Here is a 15590-nt window from a genome sequence, read left to right as displayed (position 1 = left end):
GGGATTTAACCCCGACACAAAACAAAAGTGTCTATAGAGACAGGGGACTTAAACCCCCAAACTTTGTTAAAATCAAAATCTCTTTCTCTTTCTCACTAAATGTAATACATTTGATATACCAAAAACCCAGATGTATAGACACGATTTATCGCGTCTTGAAAAACCAATCATCTATACCTCTGACTCCTGAATTCTGTTAGCGCAGCGAGGCATAGCCCATTCTGAATTATGCTGTATAACTATTGCCAATCTGAGCATTAGCGGATAAATTGTACTTTTTTGAAGTCATTAATACCGCATTTTAATCTATGTTTGTTAAACCCAAAATATTTTTATCATTGCTTGCATTATTACTCAGTTTTGCAAGTCTATTTCTTAGTGCTTGGATTATTCTTCCGGCTCCAAATATGTTTTTACTCACGCTAGCAGTAGGAGCGCCAGAAATCAGTCCTTGGTTATTATTATTAAATTTGCTCTTTTTATTGCTGTCTTTATTCTATATCCGTCGCGGTCAGCTACAACGTTTAGTTTACATTTTCAGTTTCATCGGATTGCTAATTTGTGGATGGGTGCTAGTGAATATCCCACCAACTCAAATGCAGATGGCTAAAGCGATGAAACAAGGGTTGGGAGCAAATTATCTAGAGCAAATTCCAGTCCAAGTAAAGGCTAAGATGCAAATCTATCCCTTTGACTTAGTTAACTTCTTTCGGGGTATTGCATTAGGTAAAACACGTCATCAAAAAGATATTCTCTTTGCTTCTCCTGGAGGAGTGCCTTTAAAAATGGAAGTTTACCAACCCCCAGAGGTAGGGAAATATCCAACAGTGGTAGTAATTTATGGTGGAGCTTGGCAATATGGGAATACTAATGCCAATTCTGAGTTTAATCAATATATTGCTAATCATGGATATACGGTATTTGCGATCGACTATCGACACGCACCTCAATATCGGTTTCCATCTCAGTTAGATGATGTACGTACAGCCTTGAATTTTATTCGCAAACATGCAGCTGAATATGAAGCCGATTCAGAACGTATGGTACTTTTAGGACGTTCTGCGGGGGCACATCTAGCAATGCTAGCGGCTTATCAACCCGATGAACCACCCATTCGCGCTGTGGTGAACTATTACGGGCCTGTTAACTTAACTGAAGGATACAAAACACCACCAAATCCTGATCCTATAAATTCTCGCGCTGTTTTAAAAGCATTTCTTGGTGGTTCTTTAGAAGAATTGCCTTATCGGTATCAAATTGCTTCACCGATAAATTACCTAACGCACCCTTTACCCTCAACTTTATTAATTTACGGCAGTCGTGACCATTTGGTGGAAGCCCGATTTGGCAGACAGATGTATGAACGTTTACATAACTCTGGCAACACTGCGGTTTTTCTCGAAATTCCTTGGGCAGAACACGCTTTTGATGCTGTTTTCAACGGTGTGAGCAATCAATTAGCGTTGTATTATACTGAGAGGTTTTTGGCTTGGGCGTTGTTCAGGCAATGATTTTATTAACAGACTCATTCACAAGTATTAAAAACTCACATCCCCTACTACTTTTGAGGCCAGCGCCAATTATAGCGATTCCATTCATACATTCCTTGAATCTCATACTCAGCACCGTTAAAGAAGCGGACGACGCAATTAGTAGAGGAATCATCGTGTAGGCGTAGCCCGTCGTAGACATCGCTAATTTCCTCAACCTTAATCACCATACAGGGAAACCATTCCCGTTTACAAGGCCCATCCTCCTGCACCCATTCCCAGAGTGCATTGGAAACTTCAATGCGATCGCCTACTCTTAACTTCAGTGCATCTTCAAAATAAGAATACTTATCAAAATGATATGACTCAACACGATTCAACCACTGTAAACCATAGCGTTGGCGAATAAACTGTACCGTTCCAGAGTCCTTTTCCAGCAACCAGTCGTTGAGTAATTGCACTTTCCAAGTGCGGTTGCGTTGTTCTTCATCCTTAACAAATTGTAAAAATGCTTCTAACTCCTCTGGGGTAAGTTCGTCTAAAGGATTAGCAATATTTGACATCCCAGAGGTAGAATTTCCCTGAATTTGCTCGACCATTTGCAGTAATATCTGTTTCTGCGTGTCAGTGAGAGGACAGCTTGCGGCATCACAACTATTAAAGGCTGCGAACATAGCTACTTCAATCTCATCTGGAGTCATAAGTTCATAGCAATTGAGGGGTTATTCCCCTAATTATTACAAATGTTAAACTCAAGTCTCCAATCACCCTGTAGTTAAATATAGACATTCTGATTACCAGCGATATGCCCCCGCCTGCGCTGGTGGTTGAAGTCGTCAGTCCCTAAACTGAGAACCGCAGCCGCGATTACCGTTACAAGCGCACGGAATACGCAGCTAGGGGACTTCCAATAAAAAAATAATCAATCGTTGTGTAGGCAGGGGAGCAGGGGGAAAAGAAAAATATCATCTGAATAAATTAGGTAATTTATTCTCTGGAAGTCTCTAGAGGCATTACTGAATACTGGATTGTTGATCCTGAGTTAAAACAAATCACCGTTTGCAAGTGGGTCGAGGGACAATATGAAGATACGGTCTTGAAGGGTGCGGCGACCATTGCATCAGATATAGTACCTGATTGGGAATTGATAGTCAGTAGACCGAAAAGTTTTGCGAACACCAAAAAATAGTAGTATATATACCGCTTTTGGGGAAATTTACAAAACCTGATTGCCTGGGATGAATGATAAGATTCACTTATTGACAAGTCCGAAGAATCAACCAAAATCAGCCAGATGGTAAACAAACTTCGCAGACTACCCCATAGTTGCGGTCTACTGCTCTCTATTTGGAGACTGTAAATGCGTATAGCTTATTATTAGACACGCCTTTGCCGTAGCGGCTGTAGCCGGAACCCCAATACACCGTACCATTAACCACTGCAGCACCTGCAACCACTGACCCCCCGCTATTAAAATCCCAGAGAATCTTACCAGTCTTTGCGTCCAATGTATACATATTATTCGCGCCTTGCGCTGATGCCATTGAGCCAGCATACACCACTCCATTCGCTACCGTCACTGGAGCTTCATCCTTCGCACCTGCTGGGTCCGCAGTCTGCCAGATAATCTTGCCTGTTGCTGCATTAAGCGCACTCCATGACCCACTTGTGATAGTCTTACCCGACGGTTGTAGCTTGTACTCCTGGGATTGGGTGTTTACGATCGCGACATAAATTTGTTGACCATCCGTGGCCGAACCCCACTGGATTCCACCCGTTGTGCCACCAGGGCCAACGATTTGGCTCCAGACGACTTGGCCGCTATCCGGGTCAAGCGCCCAAAAGACACCACTTTTCTGCCCAGCGCCGACTAAGTCGCGCCGTATTCCAGCCTTCGTAACAGTAAATAGCATTGGTGCCTGGGCGAAATCATAATCCTCTCCTTTAGGGTCAGGGCAATTCCGCGCAATGCCAAACTGGCAGGAAACAGTCCACGTATCGTAACCCTCCAGCTTATTCGACCACTTAATCGCGCCGGTATCGAGATCGAGTGCCATGATCGCGTCAACATGATTGTTGGGATCGAGGCATTGCGACTCATCGCTGGGCGTTGGTGCTCTTAGATTGGCGATGCAATCTTTTGCCGTCTGGGGCACATCGTTGTTATTGCCTGTTGCAATATATACCGAATTTCGCTTGGGGTCGATTGCTGGTGTACTGCCCCACACTGATGCGCCTGAGTAGCCACCCAGTTGGCCACCGTTGTCTGGTACGGTGTAGGTCTTCCACAATATCTTTCCGGTGGTCAAATCAACTGATGTCATGCTGCCACGGAAGGTGCAGCATTGGTAATTTGGATTTACGAAAGCCTCTCCCTCCTCCAGTGAGGCAACCCCGACGTATACACGGTTGCCATAAATCGTTGGCGATTGAGTGATAATGGCGGTTGGATGAGAGTCAAGTTTTGTCTTCCAGATTAGCTTGCCCGTATCTTTGTTAATTGCCATCAGGTAAGCACCTCCCTGGCTGCCGATAATCACTTTGTTCCCTTTGACTGCCGGACTTGTGCGCGACATCGCTATTGGGATAGTTGAGTAGGGTGTCCCCGAGCTCGCTGGTGGGATACTTGGGTCACTAATGTAGTTGGCGATAGTATCTGACCAAATCTGGGCACCCGTCTGTGCATCGATCTTGAACAAGTTTCCAGCCCAGTCAGGCAAGTATACAGCTCCATTTACGACTGCGGGCGTCGCTGAAATGTCGCCACCTGTAGTGAAAACCCATTTGGGGGACAAATTCGCTACGTTCTCTGGTTTGAGGTATCTCTCAGTCGCTTGATTGCGGGTATTGTTTAAGTTCTGGCCACCCAATCTCCACTCACTGTTTATATTGGTACCATTACCAATCGTCGGTACGATCAGGAGTGCTGCCACGGTAACGATTACGATCGCCCATTTCCAAAATGAATACTTTCTAATCACTGTCATTACCTCTTTTATGATTGCCGAACGGGCATTAATTGCGAATTGCGAATTGCGAATTGCGAATTGTACTGACTGACTTCTGCTTTTTCAATTTGTGTTTCAGCATATAACTTGTACCTAAAACACCAAAGGTTAATGTGCCCAACACAGAAGAAGGTTCGGGAACCGGAGTGAAGGAAAGATCATCATAGACAAAGTAGTTATCGTCTCTTGAGGTAAGGACAATCCGACTGATGTTGCCAGAAGCCGAGGAGACACTCAACTGACTATAAGTTGAAGGTTGCGTTGTAATAGTGTTGCTCCCTACCAGTAAATTATTCCTGTCAAATGCCTCTAGTGTAAAAGTGGCAGTGTCGTTTGCACTAGCGGCGAAAATAGAGACACTATTGAGTAGTGTGTTGAAAGTAATCGTTTCGGGGTCTGTCGGAACACCACCGTCTGACAGTCTGGCATCTCGATTGAATACCAAAAAGTTCAAGCCGCTTCGTGCGTCTATGTCAAAGTTACCAGATTGATTTAGAATCACTCCACCGTCGTTCCCACCTGAACCGCTAAAGTCTACTCCTAAGGGAGCATACAAGTCAGCAAGGCGAGTTGTGTTTACAAACAAATCCAGCGCATTTATTGGGTTATCACTGGCATCAGTGTCAAAATTGATTGTAGCCGCCTCCGCACTTGCAATCCCAAGCCCTGCGACCAGAATCATGTTCATGCCTATGATGTTCGCTTTGCATAAAAACATATAAGTATTCACAGAATTCCTTTTTCTTTTATCGGTGCTGATAGCATACTAGGACTTATATTACGCATTGATACAACACTTAACCCTCTTCTAAAAAACAGAAATGTTTCTTTACATCCATTGGGAATGCGTAGATGCTTGCGGCTTGTCGTCAGACATCGCTTCCTCGGAGGCTTTTGTCACTCTGGCAGAAGTATAATTAAGGACAAACGCTAGAACTGTTATCTGTGCTATGGTAGAGCCTCGTCAACCAATACCCACAGTCAAATTTATTGACGAGTACTGTCAAATTTCTCAAAACCTGTTTCCAGAGGTTAGAAGTTTTGAAGCTTTTAAACACCTACATCTGGAATGTGTTTCTAATATAAAAGGTAAAACTCTATCGGAAATAGCGAAAATTGTAGGGCTAGATAATCATCAACCATTACACTTTTCGGTCTACTGATAGTAGAACAGGTATTTGCAGTGGCGAATTAATCAAGGAAGTAGAGAATAGAGAGTAGGGGTATGTTGTAAGCTGAGGTTATCAGTTAATAATTATTGAACTAAATCACGGGGTCTTTTATGCGGTTGCGTTCACTCACGGTCGTTTTTGTTTCATATCTCATTACCTTTTTATCGTGGGTGATTATTCCCCCAGCTGTAGCCCTGACACAGATTAAACTATTTGATGTCTCTTATAAAGATTGTCCACCAGAACTAGCACAAGGCGCTGTTATCAGTAGTGGTAGCGCAGCTGCCAATTGTTTTCTTGTCGTTGGCAAAGCAGAAAATGGCACTAATAAAACAGTCTACGACGCAGATATTTTTGGACGTATCTATGATGCCAATAATGACTCGGTGATGCAAAACCGCACTCGCTTAGGCTCTATTACCGAGGTACCACCAGGTATTAGCGATTTTGAATTGAGAATTTCCGTACCTGCGAATCAGCCTACTCCGTTGAAGCTAAAACAGTTCAAGGCTGCCGGGTTTAGTGGTCAAGTGCGTAAGTAATTCGTAATTCGTAAAAAATTGTAGAGACGCTTGTATACTTAACGTCTCTACACAATTCTTTACCAAGGTAGTAATTAAAATCTTTCTATAAGGGCAGGTTAGATGGAATGGCACTCAGAAGCCCACTAACTACATTGAGTGCTAAAAAAGCTAAGATCGGCGAAAAATCCATACCGCCCAATGGGGGAATAATTGAGCGGAATAGATTCAGATAAGGATCGGTTATCTGGGCTAAAGCGGCAAATGGCTGGTTATACCAGTTGATTGTCGGGAACCAGGTTAGCAAAACCCGGATAATTAGCAAATAGCTATAAAAGGTGACAAAGGTAATTAGTGTCGTAATCAGTAAACTCATGGATAGCTTTGTTTCCTACTAGGTGTCAAACGCGGTCTCATCTTTTAATTTTAATTTAGTCCAAAGTCAAAAGTTTTTGCGGATTTCACGTTTACCACACTTGACACTTTCACCACGCCTGAACAAACTTCAGGAGTCTTTAGTGAGGGAGCGGTCATTGGTTGCTTGGGGTGAACCGCCATTAACATTTCCCAGTTGCTTTCGCACTTCATCAATTGTGGCATTTAACTGGGCAATTTTATCTTCTAGCGATCGCCTCGCCGTTTCTATGCCGATGCTTTCACTTTCTGAGGCTTTCATCTGACGCCGCTTTGCTGCTATTTTCTTAGCTTCGGCTTGGCTATCTGTCAGTTCTGTCTCCTCTTCTACTAGCAATTCTGGCTCGCGCCGAGAAGCAATCAGTGCCCCGATAACACCGCCAAATACACCACCAACAAATGCCCCTGCTACAAAACCACTGCCAAAACTATCTCGCTGACTCATATCTTTACCGCCTTCAACAAACCTTGCAACTTTTACAGTAGTTATGCTATTTTCCTACCCTAGCTGCATACTAACTTAAGTCCCAAAGATGCGATCGCCTGCATCTCCTAATCCCGGTACAATATATCCCTTGTTGTCTAGTTTTTCGTCAATAGTAGCGGTGTAAATTATTAAACCTGGATAAGCTTCACTCAGTTTTTGCAAAGCTGGTGGAGCCGCTACTACACAAACAATCCGCGTCAGGGCTGGGTCAGCACCCCGTTGTGTCAATTCTGCCATTGCCGCCATAATTGACCCTCCGGTTGCCAACATTGGATCGGTAACTAACACTCGTGTTTGGGGGTCAAATTTTTCTGGTAACTTGTTCAGATAACAATGAGGTTGCAGTGTCTCTTCATCTCGCGCCAAGCCAAGGTGATAAATCGATGCTAAAGGCAGTAAAGTCTGCGCTCCCTCTAGTAATCCTAGCCCAGCCCGCAGAATCGGCACTACTGCCATAGGCACTTGCGGATCAATCACCGTTGCCAGACAGGTATCTAAGGGACTCTGTACTGCTGTTTCTTGAGTCGGCAACCAGTCTCGTGCAGCTTCATAAGTCAGCCATCTTCCCAACTCAGTCATGGCACTGCGAAACAATACTGAAGGCGTGCCTGCATCACGGGCAACTGCTAGCCAGTGCTTGATCAGGGGATGGGGTGGAACATAAACGCGCAATTGTAGCGTCATAGCCAGAAATAGGCGCCTTTTTATTGTATAAGAACTGAAACACCATAATACTCTTTCCTGCATCCGGCTGACAGCTTAAAATTAACAATCTCAATTTTATTGATAAAATCTTTCATTAGTAGTTGACATTAATTCTCAATCAAGGCTATATTCTTATAAAGTGTTCTCCTCTCTTTTAAGGATCGGCAGACGGGATTAGCCAGCAGTAGCAGGCTCGTCCCTCTTTTTTTTGATTAGTCATTGGTCATTGGTCATTGGTCATTAGTGGGACTTAGACAAAAAGTAGCCAGAAACAAACCTCAAATTTATATATAGAGAGACTTTGACATCGTTTTTTCTAGTTTCTTGATATATCTGGGTTTCAAGCATTTTTGAGCATTTGGTGTATTTTTCTTGCCCTGTATGGGTTTGAGGATTGTTTGTGCCTTAAAAATGTTTAAGTCCCCTTGGTAAATATTGATTGACTCTAGACAAATAACAAAGGACAAATGACAAATGACAAATAACAAAGGACAAATGACAAATGACGCAATCGTAATTGGGTCTGGGATTGGCGGATTAGTAACAGCGACCCAGTTAGCGGCGAAGGGAGCGAAAGTGCTGGTACTGGAACGTTATTTGATTCCCGGTGGTAGTGCTGGTTATTTTGAACGCCAAGGCTATCGATTTGATGTTGGCGCATCAATGATTTTTGGACTGGGACAGAACGGTACTACCAACTTACTCACCCGTGCATTATCAAGTGTAAATGTCAGTCAAGAAGCGATCGCAGATCCGGTACAGATTCACTATCATCTACCCCAAGGTTTAGACTTGAAGGTTGACCGGGTTTATGAAAAATTTTTGCAAAATCTTACTGCTCATTTTCGCCATGAAGAACAAGGGATTCGTCGCTTTTATGACGAATGCCAAAAAGTATTCAAGTGTCTCAACAGCATGGATTTGCTGTCGTTGGAAGAACCTCGGTATTTACTTCGGGTATTTTTCCAGCATCCTTTGGCGTGTCTCGGTTTAGCTAAGTATCTACCCCAAAATGCCGGGGATGTGGCGCGGCGTTACATCAAAGACCCGCAATTATTGAAATTTATCGATATGGAATGTTATTGCTGGTCGGTGGTTCCATCAGACATGACACCAATGATTAATGCTGGAATGGTCTTTTCTGACAGGCATTATGGCGGAGTTAACTATCCCAAAGGCGGAGTCGGACAAATTGCCCAAAAACTGGTGGAAGGTCTAGAGAAGGCTGGAGGTAAGATTCAGTACCAAGCTAGAGTCACGAAAATTCTTACAGAACAGGGAAAAGCGGTAGGTGTGCAACTGGCGAATGGTAAAGTATATCGGGGTAAACGCATAGTTTCTAATGCTACACGCTGGGATACATTTACACAATTACTACCAGCAGAAGAAATGCCAGATAATGAGAAAAAATGGCAACAAACCTACCAAAAATCTCCAAGCTTCTTGAGTTTGCACATCGGGGTAAAGGAGTCAGTTTTACCTGTGGGGACAGAGTGTCACCATATTTTGCTGGAAGACTGGGAAAAGATGACAGCAGCAGAAGGCACGGTGTTTGTTTCGATTCCTACATTGCTTGACCCAGATTTAGCACCAAATGGATATCACATCATTCATGCCTTCACGCCTCACTGGATTGATGATTGGCAAGAACTTTCTCCGAGTGAGTATGAAGCTAAGAAAGAAGAGGTTGCTTGGCGAATTATTGACCGCCTAGAGAAGCTTTTTCCTGGTTTAGATGCCGGATTGGATTATTTAGAAGTGGGGACACCGCGCACCCATCGCCGCTTTTTGGGTCGTGAGGATGGCACTTATGGGCCAATTCCCCGGCGTAAGTTGTGGGGGTTATTGAATATGCCCTTTAATCGCACAGCTATTTCAGGACTTTATTGTGTAGGGGATAGTACCTTTCCGGGTCAAGGGTTGAATGCAGTCGCTTTTTCTGGGTTTGCTTGCGCCCACCGCATTGCCGTAGATTTAGGATTTTAATTACAGGAACAGATTACGCAAAAAACCTAGTAAACGAATAGCCAAATCTATATTTACCTGAGTTTGACGTGCAGTCTCAATTTCCTCTAATATTTTCTGCATTTGTGCCAGATTTTTTTGATTGACGCCGATGATACTAACATTTATAATTGCTGCTCTTACCTGATCGAGAGTAAGTTTGCATTCGCTAACCGCTAACTTAGACTTGTTGACTTTTTCCCAATTTTTTTGACGTTGGGCGTTAATAAGTTCAAAATTAAGCTGAAAAAGAATATCTTGTAATTTTTCTTCTGTATTATTGAGTTGTTCTAAGTCGATTTGATTGCTATTAATTTCTTTAAGCTGAGAAATTATTTCTGCAAAAGTATCTAAAATATTATTGGTGGACATTATTTATATAGGAATCCGGTTTGATTTTTGAACAAAGTTAGGTATTTGTAGGGTGCGTTAGCGTTTTGCGTAACGCACCATTCTTAAGGATTCGGTGCCGTACTTTCTGCGCTAACGCAACGCCAGTTGCTACAACGGAGGGAACCTCCGCAACTGGCTCCCCTACGTATCTTTTCAAAAATCAAATAGTAGTTTTATATATTCAGTTAAGTTTTTAACATGATTCATGACTAGTTGTATCCTAAAAATTATTGGCATAATTGAGAGTTTAATGGTTGCAAATGTCTGTTTCTAAAAGATATTTCTTTCATGAATTCCTTTAAAACTTCATCTTTCTTAACTTCTCTTTCAAGAGTGCTAATCTTTGTGAGTCTTAAACTGTAGTCGTTACCAGTGAAACTGGTAGCTACCCCAACAATCTGAGTAACTCTAGCAGCAATAACTTCAAAATTAAGATTAGGATAGTCGTCAATAAGTTCTGAAAGTTTTCGCCCAGTGTCAGCTGCTGCCAAAAGTTTCGAGACAGATTCATTCAAACTTTGTTGTTCAGCAGCATTAACCTTTCGCCAATCATCTATCTTTTCAATAACTTGACGCTTAATTTCTTCTGCTTCTGGTTGTGAAGATATACTTAACTTTCTATATCGTTCACCGAGATCCTTTAGCTTGGAACTAATGATTACCCGTTCCCAATCCATTGGTCTTGGTGGTCTTTCCTGAATTCTTTTGGCTAAAAGTAGCATTTTTACTGTTAGACATCTTGCTGGCTGGGCAGTTTGAGCAACTATCCTTTTACTTTCATAATCAATTGTTTCCAGATTGTTAAATACATCAACGGCTATATCATATTCTGCTTTCAAAGCGTCAAGTGTTTGCTCGACATCTGATGACTGGAGATTTTGCTGACTTTCTCCGGTGATAATGCTGTTTACTTCTGTAGGAATTCCGAATTCAATACTGGTATCAGTTAGTAATTGATCGACAACTAAATTATCATCTATAGGTAAATTATTCAGTTGGTAAATTTTCTTCACCGATGTAATAGCATCAGCTGTTCGATTGCGAAAAGTCTCGGCAGTTACTCGCAGCATCGCTCGTTTTTCAGGCGTACAACCGCTGATGGTGAAACTGATAGTACAGGCTACTATACAAAATTTCCATAAGCTGAATTTCTGGATATGGGAAACCCTCATAGACATACTTAGCTGTGTCCAGATAAAGTTATTACTTATTTACACCATGAAATAATTCAGTATAAAAATGAAAAAAAAGCTAATTGCGTCTGAATTAAATTTTTGATTACGGAATACTTATATACTGATTAAATTAAATACTTGTTGTAACAGATGCTTTTGCGTGTAAACGCATAATTTACAAAACTTTTTATAATGTGCTTTAATGGTGGGCGGCTTTTGTTCGTTCCAGAGTCTTCCTCACACACAAAGCGATCGCTGATGCTACTCACACACAAAGAAAACATTGTAAAATTTAGCTGGCTTCTACCCAGTTTCTTAAGCTTGATCCTGTTTGGCTCCACTGTTAAAGCTAATGGTGCGATGCCTGCGGCGGGCGTAGCCATCGCAAATTGGCATTTTGATAGCAATCGTAATCATCTGGACTTCACCACAGATGAGAACGTTCAACCGAAGGTACAACTACTTACCAACCCGACTCGTCTGGTAATTGATTTGTCTGGAGTTACATTAGGATATCCACAGACTAGTCAAAGAGTCGGGCCAGTAATTAAAGACATTCGCATCGAGCAGTTTAATGCAGAGACTACCCGCATGGTAGTTACTTTAGCACCCGGTTACACCTTTGATTTAGCACAGGTACAACTGCAAGAAGAATCTCCCAATCATTGGTCTGTGCAGTTACCCAAGCCAATACGATTGACTGCAACCCAGCCGCAATATTTAGAGATAACTCCGAGTATTTCTCCAAGAGTGAATGATAATAGCACTCTCTTTGCTGGCGTGATTCCGATGCATTCACCGATGAAAGTGCTGGAACCTCAAATTAAAGCCTTGATGAGTCGCTACAGTTTTCTGAAAACAGGAATGTTTTTTCTGGATTTGGATACTGGGGATTATTTGGATATTGGAGGCGATCGCGTTTTCCCAGCTGCTAGTACAATCAAACTACCAATACTCATCGCCTTTTTCCAGGATTTAGATGCTGGTAAAGTCACGCTTCAGGAAAACCTGACGATGCGGCGTGACTTAGTTACCAATGGTTCTGGAAGTATGCAATATGAGCGAGTTGGGAAGAAGTACACAGCTTTGGAAACCATTACTAAGATGATTACCATTAGCGATAATACCGCCACCAACATGATTATTGATCGCTTAGGTGGAGCGGCGAAACTAAATCAGCGCTTCCGTAGTTGGGGACTGAAAGACACAGTAATTCGCCATCTTTTAGCTGACTTGAGAGGAACCAATACCACAAGTTCTCAAGATATGGCGCGAGTGCTGGCTTTAGTTGTAAATAACAAGCTAATTTCTTTACAAAGTCGGGAGCAAGCTTTAGATATTCTGCGTCACACCACAATTCATACACTGCTTCCCGCCGGTTTGGGGAAAGGTGCAGTTATCGCCAACAAAACCGGAGATATCGGCTTTCTCATCGGTGATGCGGGATTTATTACTATGCCCAATGGTAAGCGCTATTTGGCCGCTATTTTCGTCACCCGTCCCTATAAAGACACTAGGGGGAGAGACTTTATTCGTCAAGTTTCCCAACTTGTTTACAATTACCTAAATCAGCCGAATCCAGTTGCTGCGCTTAATTCGCCTGAGAGTGCTACAAGATAAGAGATGCGATCGTCAGACTTGGTTATTTATACAAATACCAAGTCTGCAATTCCAGATAAATACAAATGCTTTTTTATTAGTATTTATCTGGGATTTATTTGTTATTAGAGAAATATTAGGTACTTTGCACGTCCGAAAATCATCGTAAAGTTTTAAAAATCATTAATAAAACTTCTTAAATATATTTATTCTCAAAAAAAATCGTAGTGTAGAATACTAAAAGCCAGCAAAGATACATCTATTTGAATAGGGGGTTTTGCCAGAAACCTCTTATTCAAATAGATCAGGCTGTGTTTCTTTTGATGGCTTTGTTGCGAAAAATCAGAGCCACATATAAGTATAACATATGTGGCTTGAAGTTGTACTTAATCAAAGGAGTATAAACAAATGGGTAGCAGTTATCAATTGACTTGCAAAAACATCTCTATTGATGGAGATAGACTTTCAGCCACTTGTCAAAGGCGCGATGGTTCTTCTTGGAATGAAACCTCAATAGCCTTGAAGGGGATTGAAAACATTGATGGCAACTTAGAAGTTACTAACCCTGACCAAGCTAGTAGTTATCAATTGAGTTCTAATGACATTTCTATTGATGGAGATAGACTCTCAGCCAATTGCCGTAGACGCGATGGTTCTTGGAACAAAAGCTCAATAGTCTTAAATGGAATTGAAAACATTGATGGTAACCTAGAGTACACAGGTAGCCCTTAATTAGTTTTATTTCCATTAGCTTACGAGGATCGAACATTTTATCAAAGGATGCAAAAAACTATAACCTCAGTTTGTAGATAACAGTATCCTTGCAAAATTTAAAATACACCCTTTCAAGAGCAAATCAAAAGTGGTGACTTGTACAATCTATTGCTGAGAGTTATTCCTCAATTCTAGATAGCAGGTCACTACTTTCTAGTACAAAAAATTAGATCAATTTAATTTTATTGGCTGCTTTTGTAGCCTTTTCCCTAGCCTCTTGGACATTAACACCTTTCGCTAAAGCTACGCCCATTCGCCGATATGGATGAGCATTAGGTTTACCAAATAATTTAATATCTACATCTTTTTCCGACAAAGCATCGGCTACACCACTAAAAGCAATAGAATCAGATTTTTCTGAAGCTAAAATTACCGCACTAGCTGATGCTGCTAGCTGTTCTATATAAGGAATTGGCAAGTCTAAAATAGCTCGTAGATGTAGTTCAAATTCATTGATATTTTGGGAGATTAATGTCACCATTCCCGTATCGTGAGGTCTAGGAGAAAGTTCCGAAAAAATTACTTCATCTTTGGTAATGAAAAATTCAACACCAAAAATTCCGGCTCCTCCTAAAGCATCAGTGATTTTTATAGCTATTTCTTGGGATTTTAATATTTTATCTTCAGAAATTTCTGCGGGTTGCCACGATTCTTGATAATCGCCTCTTTCTTGGCGATGACCAATGGGAGAGCAGAAAATTGTCGGTGCATTCCACTGTTTAATTGTCAGTAAAGTTATCTCAATTTCAAAGTTAATAAATTCTTCTACAATCAGCTTTTGACTGTCTCCTCTAGAATTAGCGATCGCATAATTCCAAGCCCTCTCAACCTCACTTTTATTTTGCACTACAGATTGACCTTTACCAGAGGATGACATCACAGGTTTAACAACATTAGGAAAGCCAATTTCATCCGAAACTGCAATTAATTCTTCTAGAGTTGTTGCATAACCATATTTAGCTGTTCTGATGCCCAATTGTTGATGTGCCAGTTCCCGAATTCTATCGCGGTTCATTGTATAGTTAGTAGCAGCCGCAGTCGGTATAACTGTAATCCCTCGCTGTTCAAATTCCAAAAGTTTTTCTGTTCTGATTGCTTCAATTTCTGGTATAATAATATCTGGCTGATGTTTTGTCACTACCGCTTCTAAATCATCAGCACTGAGCATAGAAATAACTTCATAAGCATCAGCAACCTGCATCGCCGGAGCATTGGTGTAGCGGTCAACGGCAATCACATAATTACCAAGACGTTGAGCCGCGATCACGAATTCTTTGCCTAGTTCTCCTGAACCCAGCAGCATCAATTTTTGGGGCAACTTAATACTCATTAACTTATCCAGGTCAATATCAATTCAATCATTTTATAATTTTTTGTATTTTCATTACTAACTTCTCAAGAATTAAATATAGCTTTGCGTAGTTGTAAATCTTGACGTTGTAGATTATTTAAACCAATACCTACGCCAAGCTGACATTTATCGACTAGAGTCTCTAACCAAATAGTCTCGTTCAGAGTTGCACCTCGTAAATCTGCATTTCTCAAATCGGCTTTCGTAAAATTTGCAAATAAAAGGTCTGCATTTACTAAACTACTACCATGTAGATTTGCTTCTGACAAATTTCCTCGGATGAAGTTAGTACCATCTAAAATTAAATCAGATAAATCTGCTCCCATAAGATTAGGAAACTTTAGCTGACTGGGATATTTAAAAAATCGCATCATACAGATGATATTTGCTTCATTTAGTTGTATTTTTGTTAAAAAATCATAACGAGCTATACCCAGTTGCTTAACGGGACTTAAACAAAACAAAAGGCGAAAATAGATTATAATGCTTTACCAGCA

15 protein-coding genes and 3 pseudogenes are annotated in these 15590 nt (G+C 41.4%); 8 read left to right on the top strand and 10 right to left on the bottom strand.

Going from position 1 to position 15590, the window contains the following annotated elements; all coding sequences use genetic code 11:
* Nucleotides 1-308 precede the first annotated feature (308 nt).
* A complete protein-coding gene (locus RMY63_RS25020) occupies nucleotides 309-1511 on the top strand; it encodes an alpha/beta hydrolase (RefSeq protein ID WP_322731300.1) in 1203 nt (400 codons plus the stop codon).
* A 47-nt stretch (nucleotides 1512-1558) separates the two neighbouring features.
* On the opposite strand, the gene RMY63_RS25015 is transcribed toward RMY63_RS25020, so the two are convergent.
* Nucleotides 1559-2191 (bottom strand): hypothetical protein, encoded by a 633-nt coding sequence (locus RMY63_RS25015; protein WP_322731299.1) that lies wholly within the window; start codon nucleotides 2189-2191, stop codon nucleotides 1559-1561.
* A 92-nt stretch (nucleotides 2192-2283) separates the two neighbouring features.
* Between RMY63_RS25015 and RMY63_RS25010 the strand changes: the two are divergent.
* Together RMY63_RS25010 and RMY63_RS25005 are read left to right on the top strand one after the other, a co-directional pair.
* A pseudogene (locus RMY63_RS25010) lies at nucleotides 2284-2388 on the top strand (Uma2 family endonuclease); the annotation flags it as partial.
* A gap of 87 nt (nucleotides 2389-2475) precedes the next feature.
* The gene (locus RMY63_RS25005; RefSeq protein WP_322731353.1) at nucleotides 2476-2679 is read left to right on the top strand and encodes a Uma2 family endonuclease; all 204 of its coding nucleotides are present in this window, start codon (nucleotides 2476-2478) and stop codon (nucleotides 2677-2679) included.
* A gap of 154 nt (nucleotides 2680-2833) precedes the next feature.
* Here RMY63_RS25005 and RMY63_RS25000 read toward each other — a convergent pair whose 3' ends face one another.
* Nucleotides 2834-4471, bottom strand: coding sequence for a PQQ-binding-like beta-propeller repeat protein (locus RMY63_RS25000; protein WP_322731298.1), 1638 nt, complete (start codon nucleotides 4469-4471; stop codon nucleotides 2834-2836).
* Between the two features lie 34 nt (nucleotides 4472-4505).
* Nucleotides 4506-5180, bottom strand: coding sequence for a hypothetical protein (locus RMY63_RS24995; RefSeq protein ID WP_322731297.1), 675 nt, complete (start codon nucleotides 5178-5180; stop codon nucleotides 4506-4508).
* Between the two features lie 268 nt (nucleotides 5181-5448).
* On the opposite strand from RMY63_RS24995, the pseudogene RMY63_RS24990 reads away from it, so the two are divergent.
* Nucleotides 5449-5646: pseudogene (locus RMY63_RS24990) on the top strand (IS701 family transposase); the annotation flags it as partial.
* A gap of 134 nt (nucleotides 5647-5780) precedes the next feature.
* Nucleotides 5781-6212, top strand: coding sequence for a biotin carboxylase (locus tag RMY63_RS24985; protein WP_322731296.1), 432 nt, complete (start codon nucleotides 5781-5783; stop codon nucleotides 6210-6212).
* Nucleotides 6213-6297: 85 nt separating this feature from the next.
* Here RMY63_RS24985 and RMY63_RS24980 read toward each other — a convergent pair whose 3' ends face one another.
* From RMY63_RS24980 to upp, 3 genes are all read right to left on the bottom strand, one after another.
* A complete protein-coding gene (locus RMY63_RS24980; RefSeq protein WP_322731295.1) occupies nucleotides 6298-6567 on the bottom strand; it encodes a YggT family protein in 270 nt (89 codons plus the stop codon).
* A 129-nt stretch (nucleotides 6568-6696) separates the two neighbouring features.
* On the bottom strand, nucleotides 6697-7050 hold the full coding sequence (locus RMY63_RS24975; protein ID WP_322731294.1) for a hypothetical protein: 354 nt from the start codon (nucleotides 7048-7050) through the stop codon (nucleotides 6697-6699).
* A gap of 75 nt (nucleotides 7051-7125) precedes the next feature.
* A complete protein-coding gene (gene upp / locus RMY63_RS24970) occupies nucleotides 7126-7776 on the bottom strand; it encodes a uracil phosphoribosyltransferase (protein WP_322731293.1) in 651 nt (216 codons plus the stop codon).
* A 495-nt stretch (nucleotides 7777-8271) separates the two neighbouring features.
* Between upp and crtH the strand changes: the two genes are divergently transcribed.
* Nucleotides 8272-9783 (top strand): carotenoid isomerase, encoded by a 1512-nt coding sequence (crtH, locus tag RMY63_RS24965; protein WP_322731292.1) that lies wholly within the window; start codon nucleotides 8272-8274, stop codon nucleotides 9781-9783.
* Here crtH and RMY63_RS24960 read toward each other — a convergent pair whose 3' ends face one another.
* A complete protein-coding gene (locus tag RMY63_RS24960) occupies nucleotides 9784-10173 on the bottom strand; it encodes a hypothetical protein (RefSeq protein ID WP_322731291.1) in 390 nt (129 codons plus the stop codon). It abuts the gene before it with no gap.
* Nucleotides 10174-10421: 248 nt separating this feature from the next.
* Nucleotides 10422-11372 carry a hypothetical protein gene (locus RMY63_RS24955; RefSeq protein ID WP_322731290.1) on the bottom strand — a complete coding sequence of 317 codons (951 nt, stop codon included), beginning with the start codon at nucleotides 11370-11372 and terminating at the stop codon, nucleotides 10422-10424.
* Nucleotides 11373-11627: 255 nt separating this feature from the next.
* On the opposite strand from RMY63_RS24955, the gene RMY63_RS24950 reads away from it, so the two are divergent.
* Both RMY63_RS24950 and RMY63_RS24945 read left to right on the top strand, forming a co-directional pair.
* On the top strand, nucleotides 11628-12989 hold the full coding sequence (locus RMY63_RS24950; protein ID WP_416212548.1) for a serine hydrolase: 1362 nt from the start codon (nucleotides 11628-11630) through the stop codon (nucleotides 12987-12989).
* A 387-nt stretch (nucleotides 12990-13376) separates the two neighbouring features.
* A complete protein-coding gene (locus RMY63_RS24945; RefSeq protein WP_322731288.1) occupies nucleotides 13377-13700 on the top strand; it encodes a CVNH domain-containing protein in 324 nt (107 codons plus the stop codon).
* Nucleotides 13701-13908: 208 nt separating this feature from the next.
* On the opposite strand, the gene purT is transcribed toward RMY63_RS24945, so the two are convergent.
* Both purT and RMY63_RS24935 read right to left on the bottom strand, forming a co-directional pair.
* Entirely contained in the window at nucleotides 13909-15072 is a 1164-nt protein-coding gene (gene purT / locus RMY63_RS24940) for a formate-dependent phosphoribosylglycinamide formyltransferase (RefSeq protein ID WP_322731287.1), read from the bottom strand.
* A gap of 65 nt (nucleotides 15073-15137) precedes the next feature.
* Nucleotides 15138-15548: pseudogene (locus RMY63_RS24935) on the bottom strand (pentapeptide repeat-containing protein); the annotation flags it as partial.
* Nucleotides 15549-15590: the final 42 nt, after the last annotated feature.

The organism is Nostoc sp. ChiQUE01b (genome assembly GCF_034531255.1).
Classification (GTDB): Bacteria; Cyanobacteriota; Cyanobacteriia; order Cyanobacteriales; family Nostocaceae; genus Nostoc.
The sequence above is the reverse complement of the archived record's forward strand: the minus strand, read 5'-3'. Positions and strand labels throughout refer to the sequence as shown.

Coding starts and splice junctions, on each gene's coding strand:
- RMY63_RS25020 (WP_322731300.1), top strand. CDS start 309: ATGTTTGTTAAACCCAAAATATTTTTATCATTGCTTGCATTATTACTC.
- RMY63_RS25015 (WP_322731299.1), bottom strand. CDS start 2,191: ATGACTCCAGATGAGATTGAAGTAGCTATGTTCGCAGCCTTTAATAGT.
- RMY63_RS24995 (WP_322731297.1), bottom strand. CDS start 5,180: ATGATTCTGGTCGCAGGGCTTGGGATTGCAAGTGCGGAGGCGGCTACA.
- RMY63_RS24985 (WP_322731296.1), top strand. CDS start 5,781: ATGCGGTTGCGTTCACTCACGGTCGTTTTTGTTTCATATCTCATTACC.
- RMY63_RS24980 (WP_322731295.1), bottom strand. CDS start 6,567: ATGAGTTTACTGATTACGACACTAATTACCTTTGTCACCTTTTATAGC.
- RMY63_RS24975 (WP_322731294.1), bottom strand. CDS start 7,050: ATGAGTCAGCGAGATAGTTTTGGCAGTGGTTTTGTAGCAGGGGCATTT.
- upp (WP_322731293.1), bottom strand. CDS start 7,776: ATGACGCTACAATTGCGCGTTTATGTTCCACCCCATCCCCTGATCAAG.
- crtH (WP_322731292.1), top strand. CDS start 8,272: ATGACAAATAACAAAGGACAAATGACAAATGACGCAATCGTAATTGGG.
- RMY63_RS24960 (WP_322731291.1), bottom strand. CDS start 10,173: ATGTCCACCAATAATATTTTAGATACTTTTGCAGAAATAATTTCTCAG.
- RMY63_RS24955 (WP_322731290.1), bottom strand. CDS start 11,372: ATGTCTATGAGGGTTTCCCATATCCAGAAATTCAGCTTATGGAAATTT.
- RMY63_RS24950 (WP_416212548.1), top strand. CDS start 11,628: ATGCTACTCACACACAAAGAAAACATTGTAAAATTTAGCTGGCTTCTA.
- RMY63_RS24945 (WP_322731288.1), top strand. CDS start 13,377: ATGGGTAGCAGTTATCAATTGACTTGCAAAAACATCTCTATTGATGGA.
- purT (WP_322731287.1), bottom strand. CDS start 15,072: ATGAGTATTAAGTTGCCCCAAAAATTGATGCTGCTGGGTTCAGGAGAA.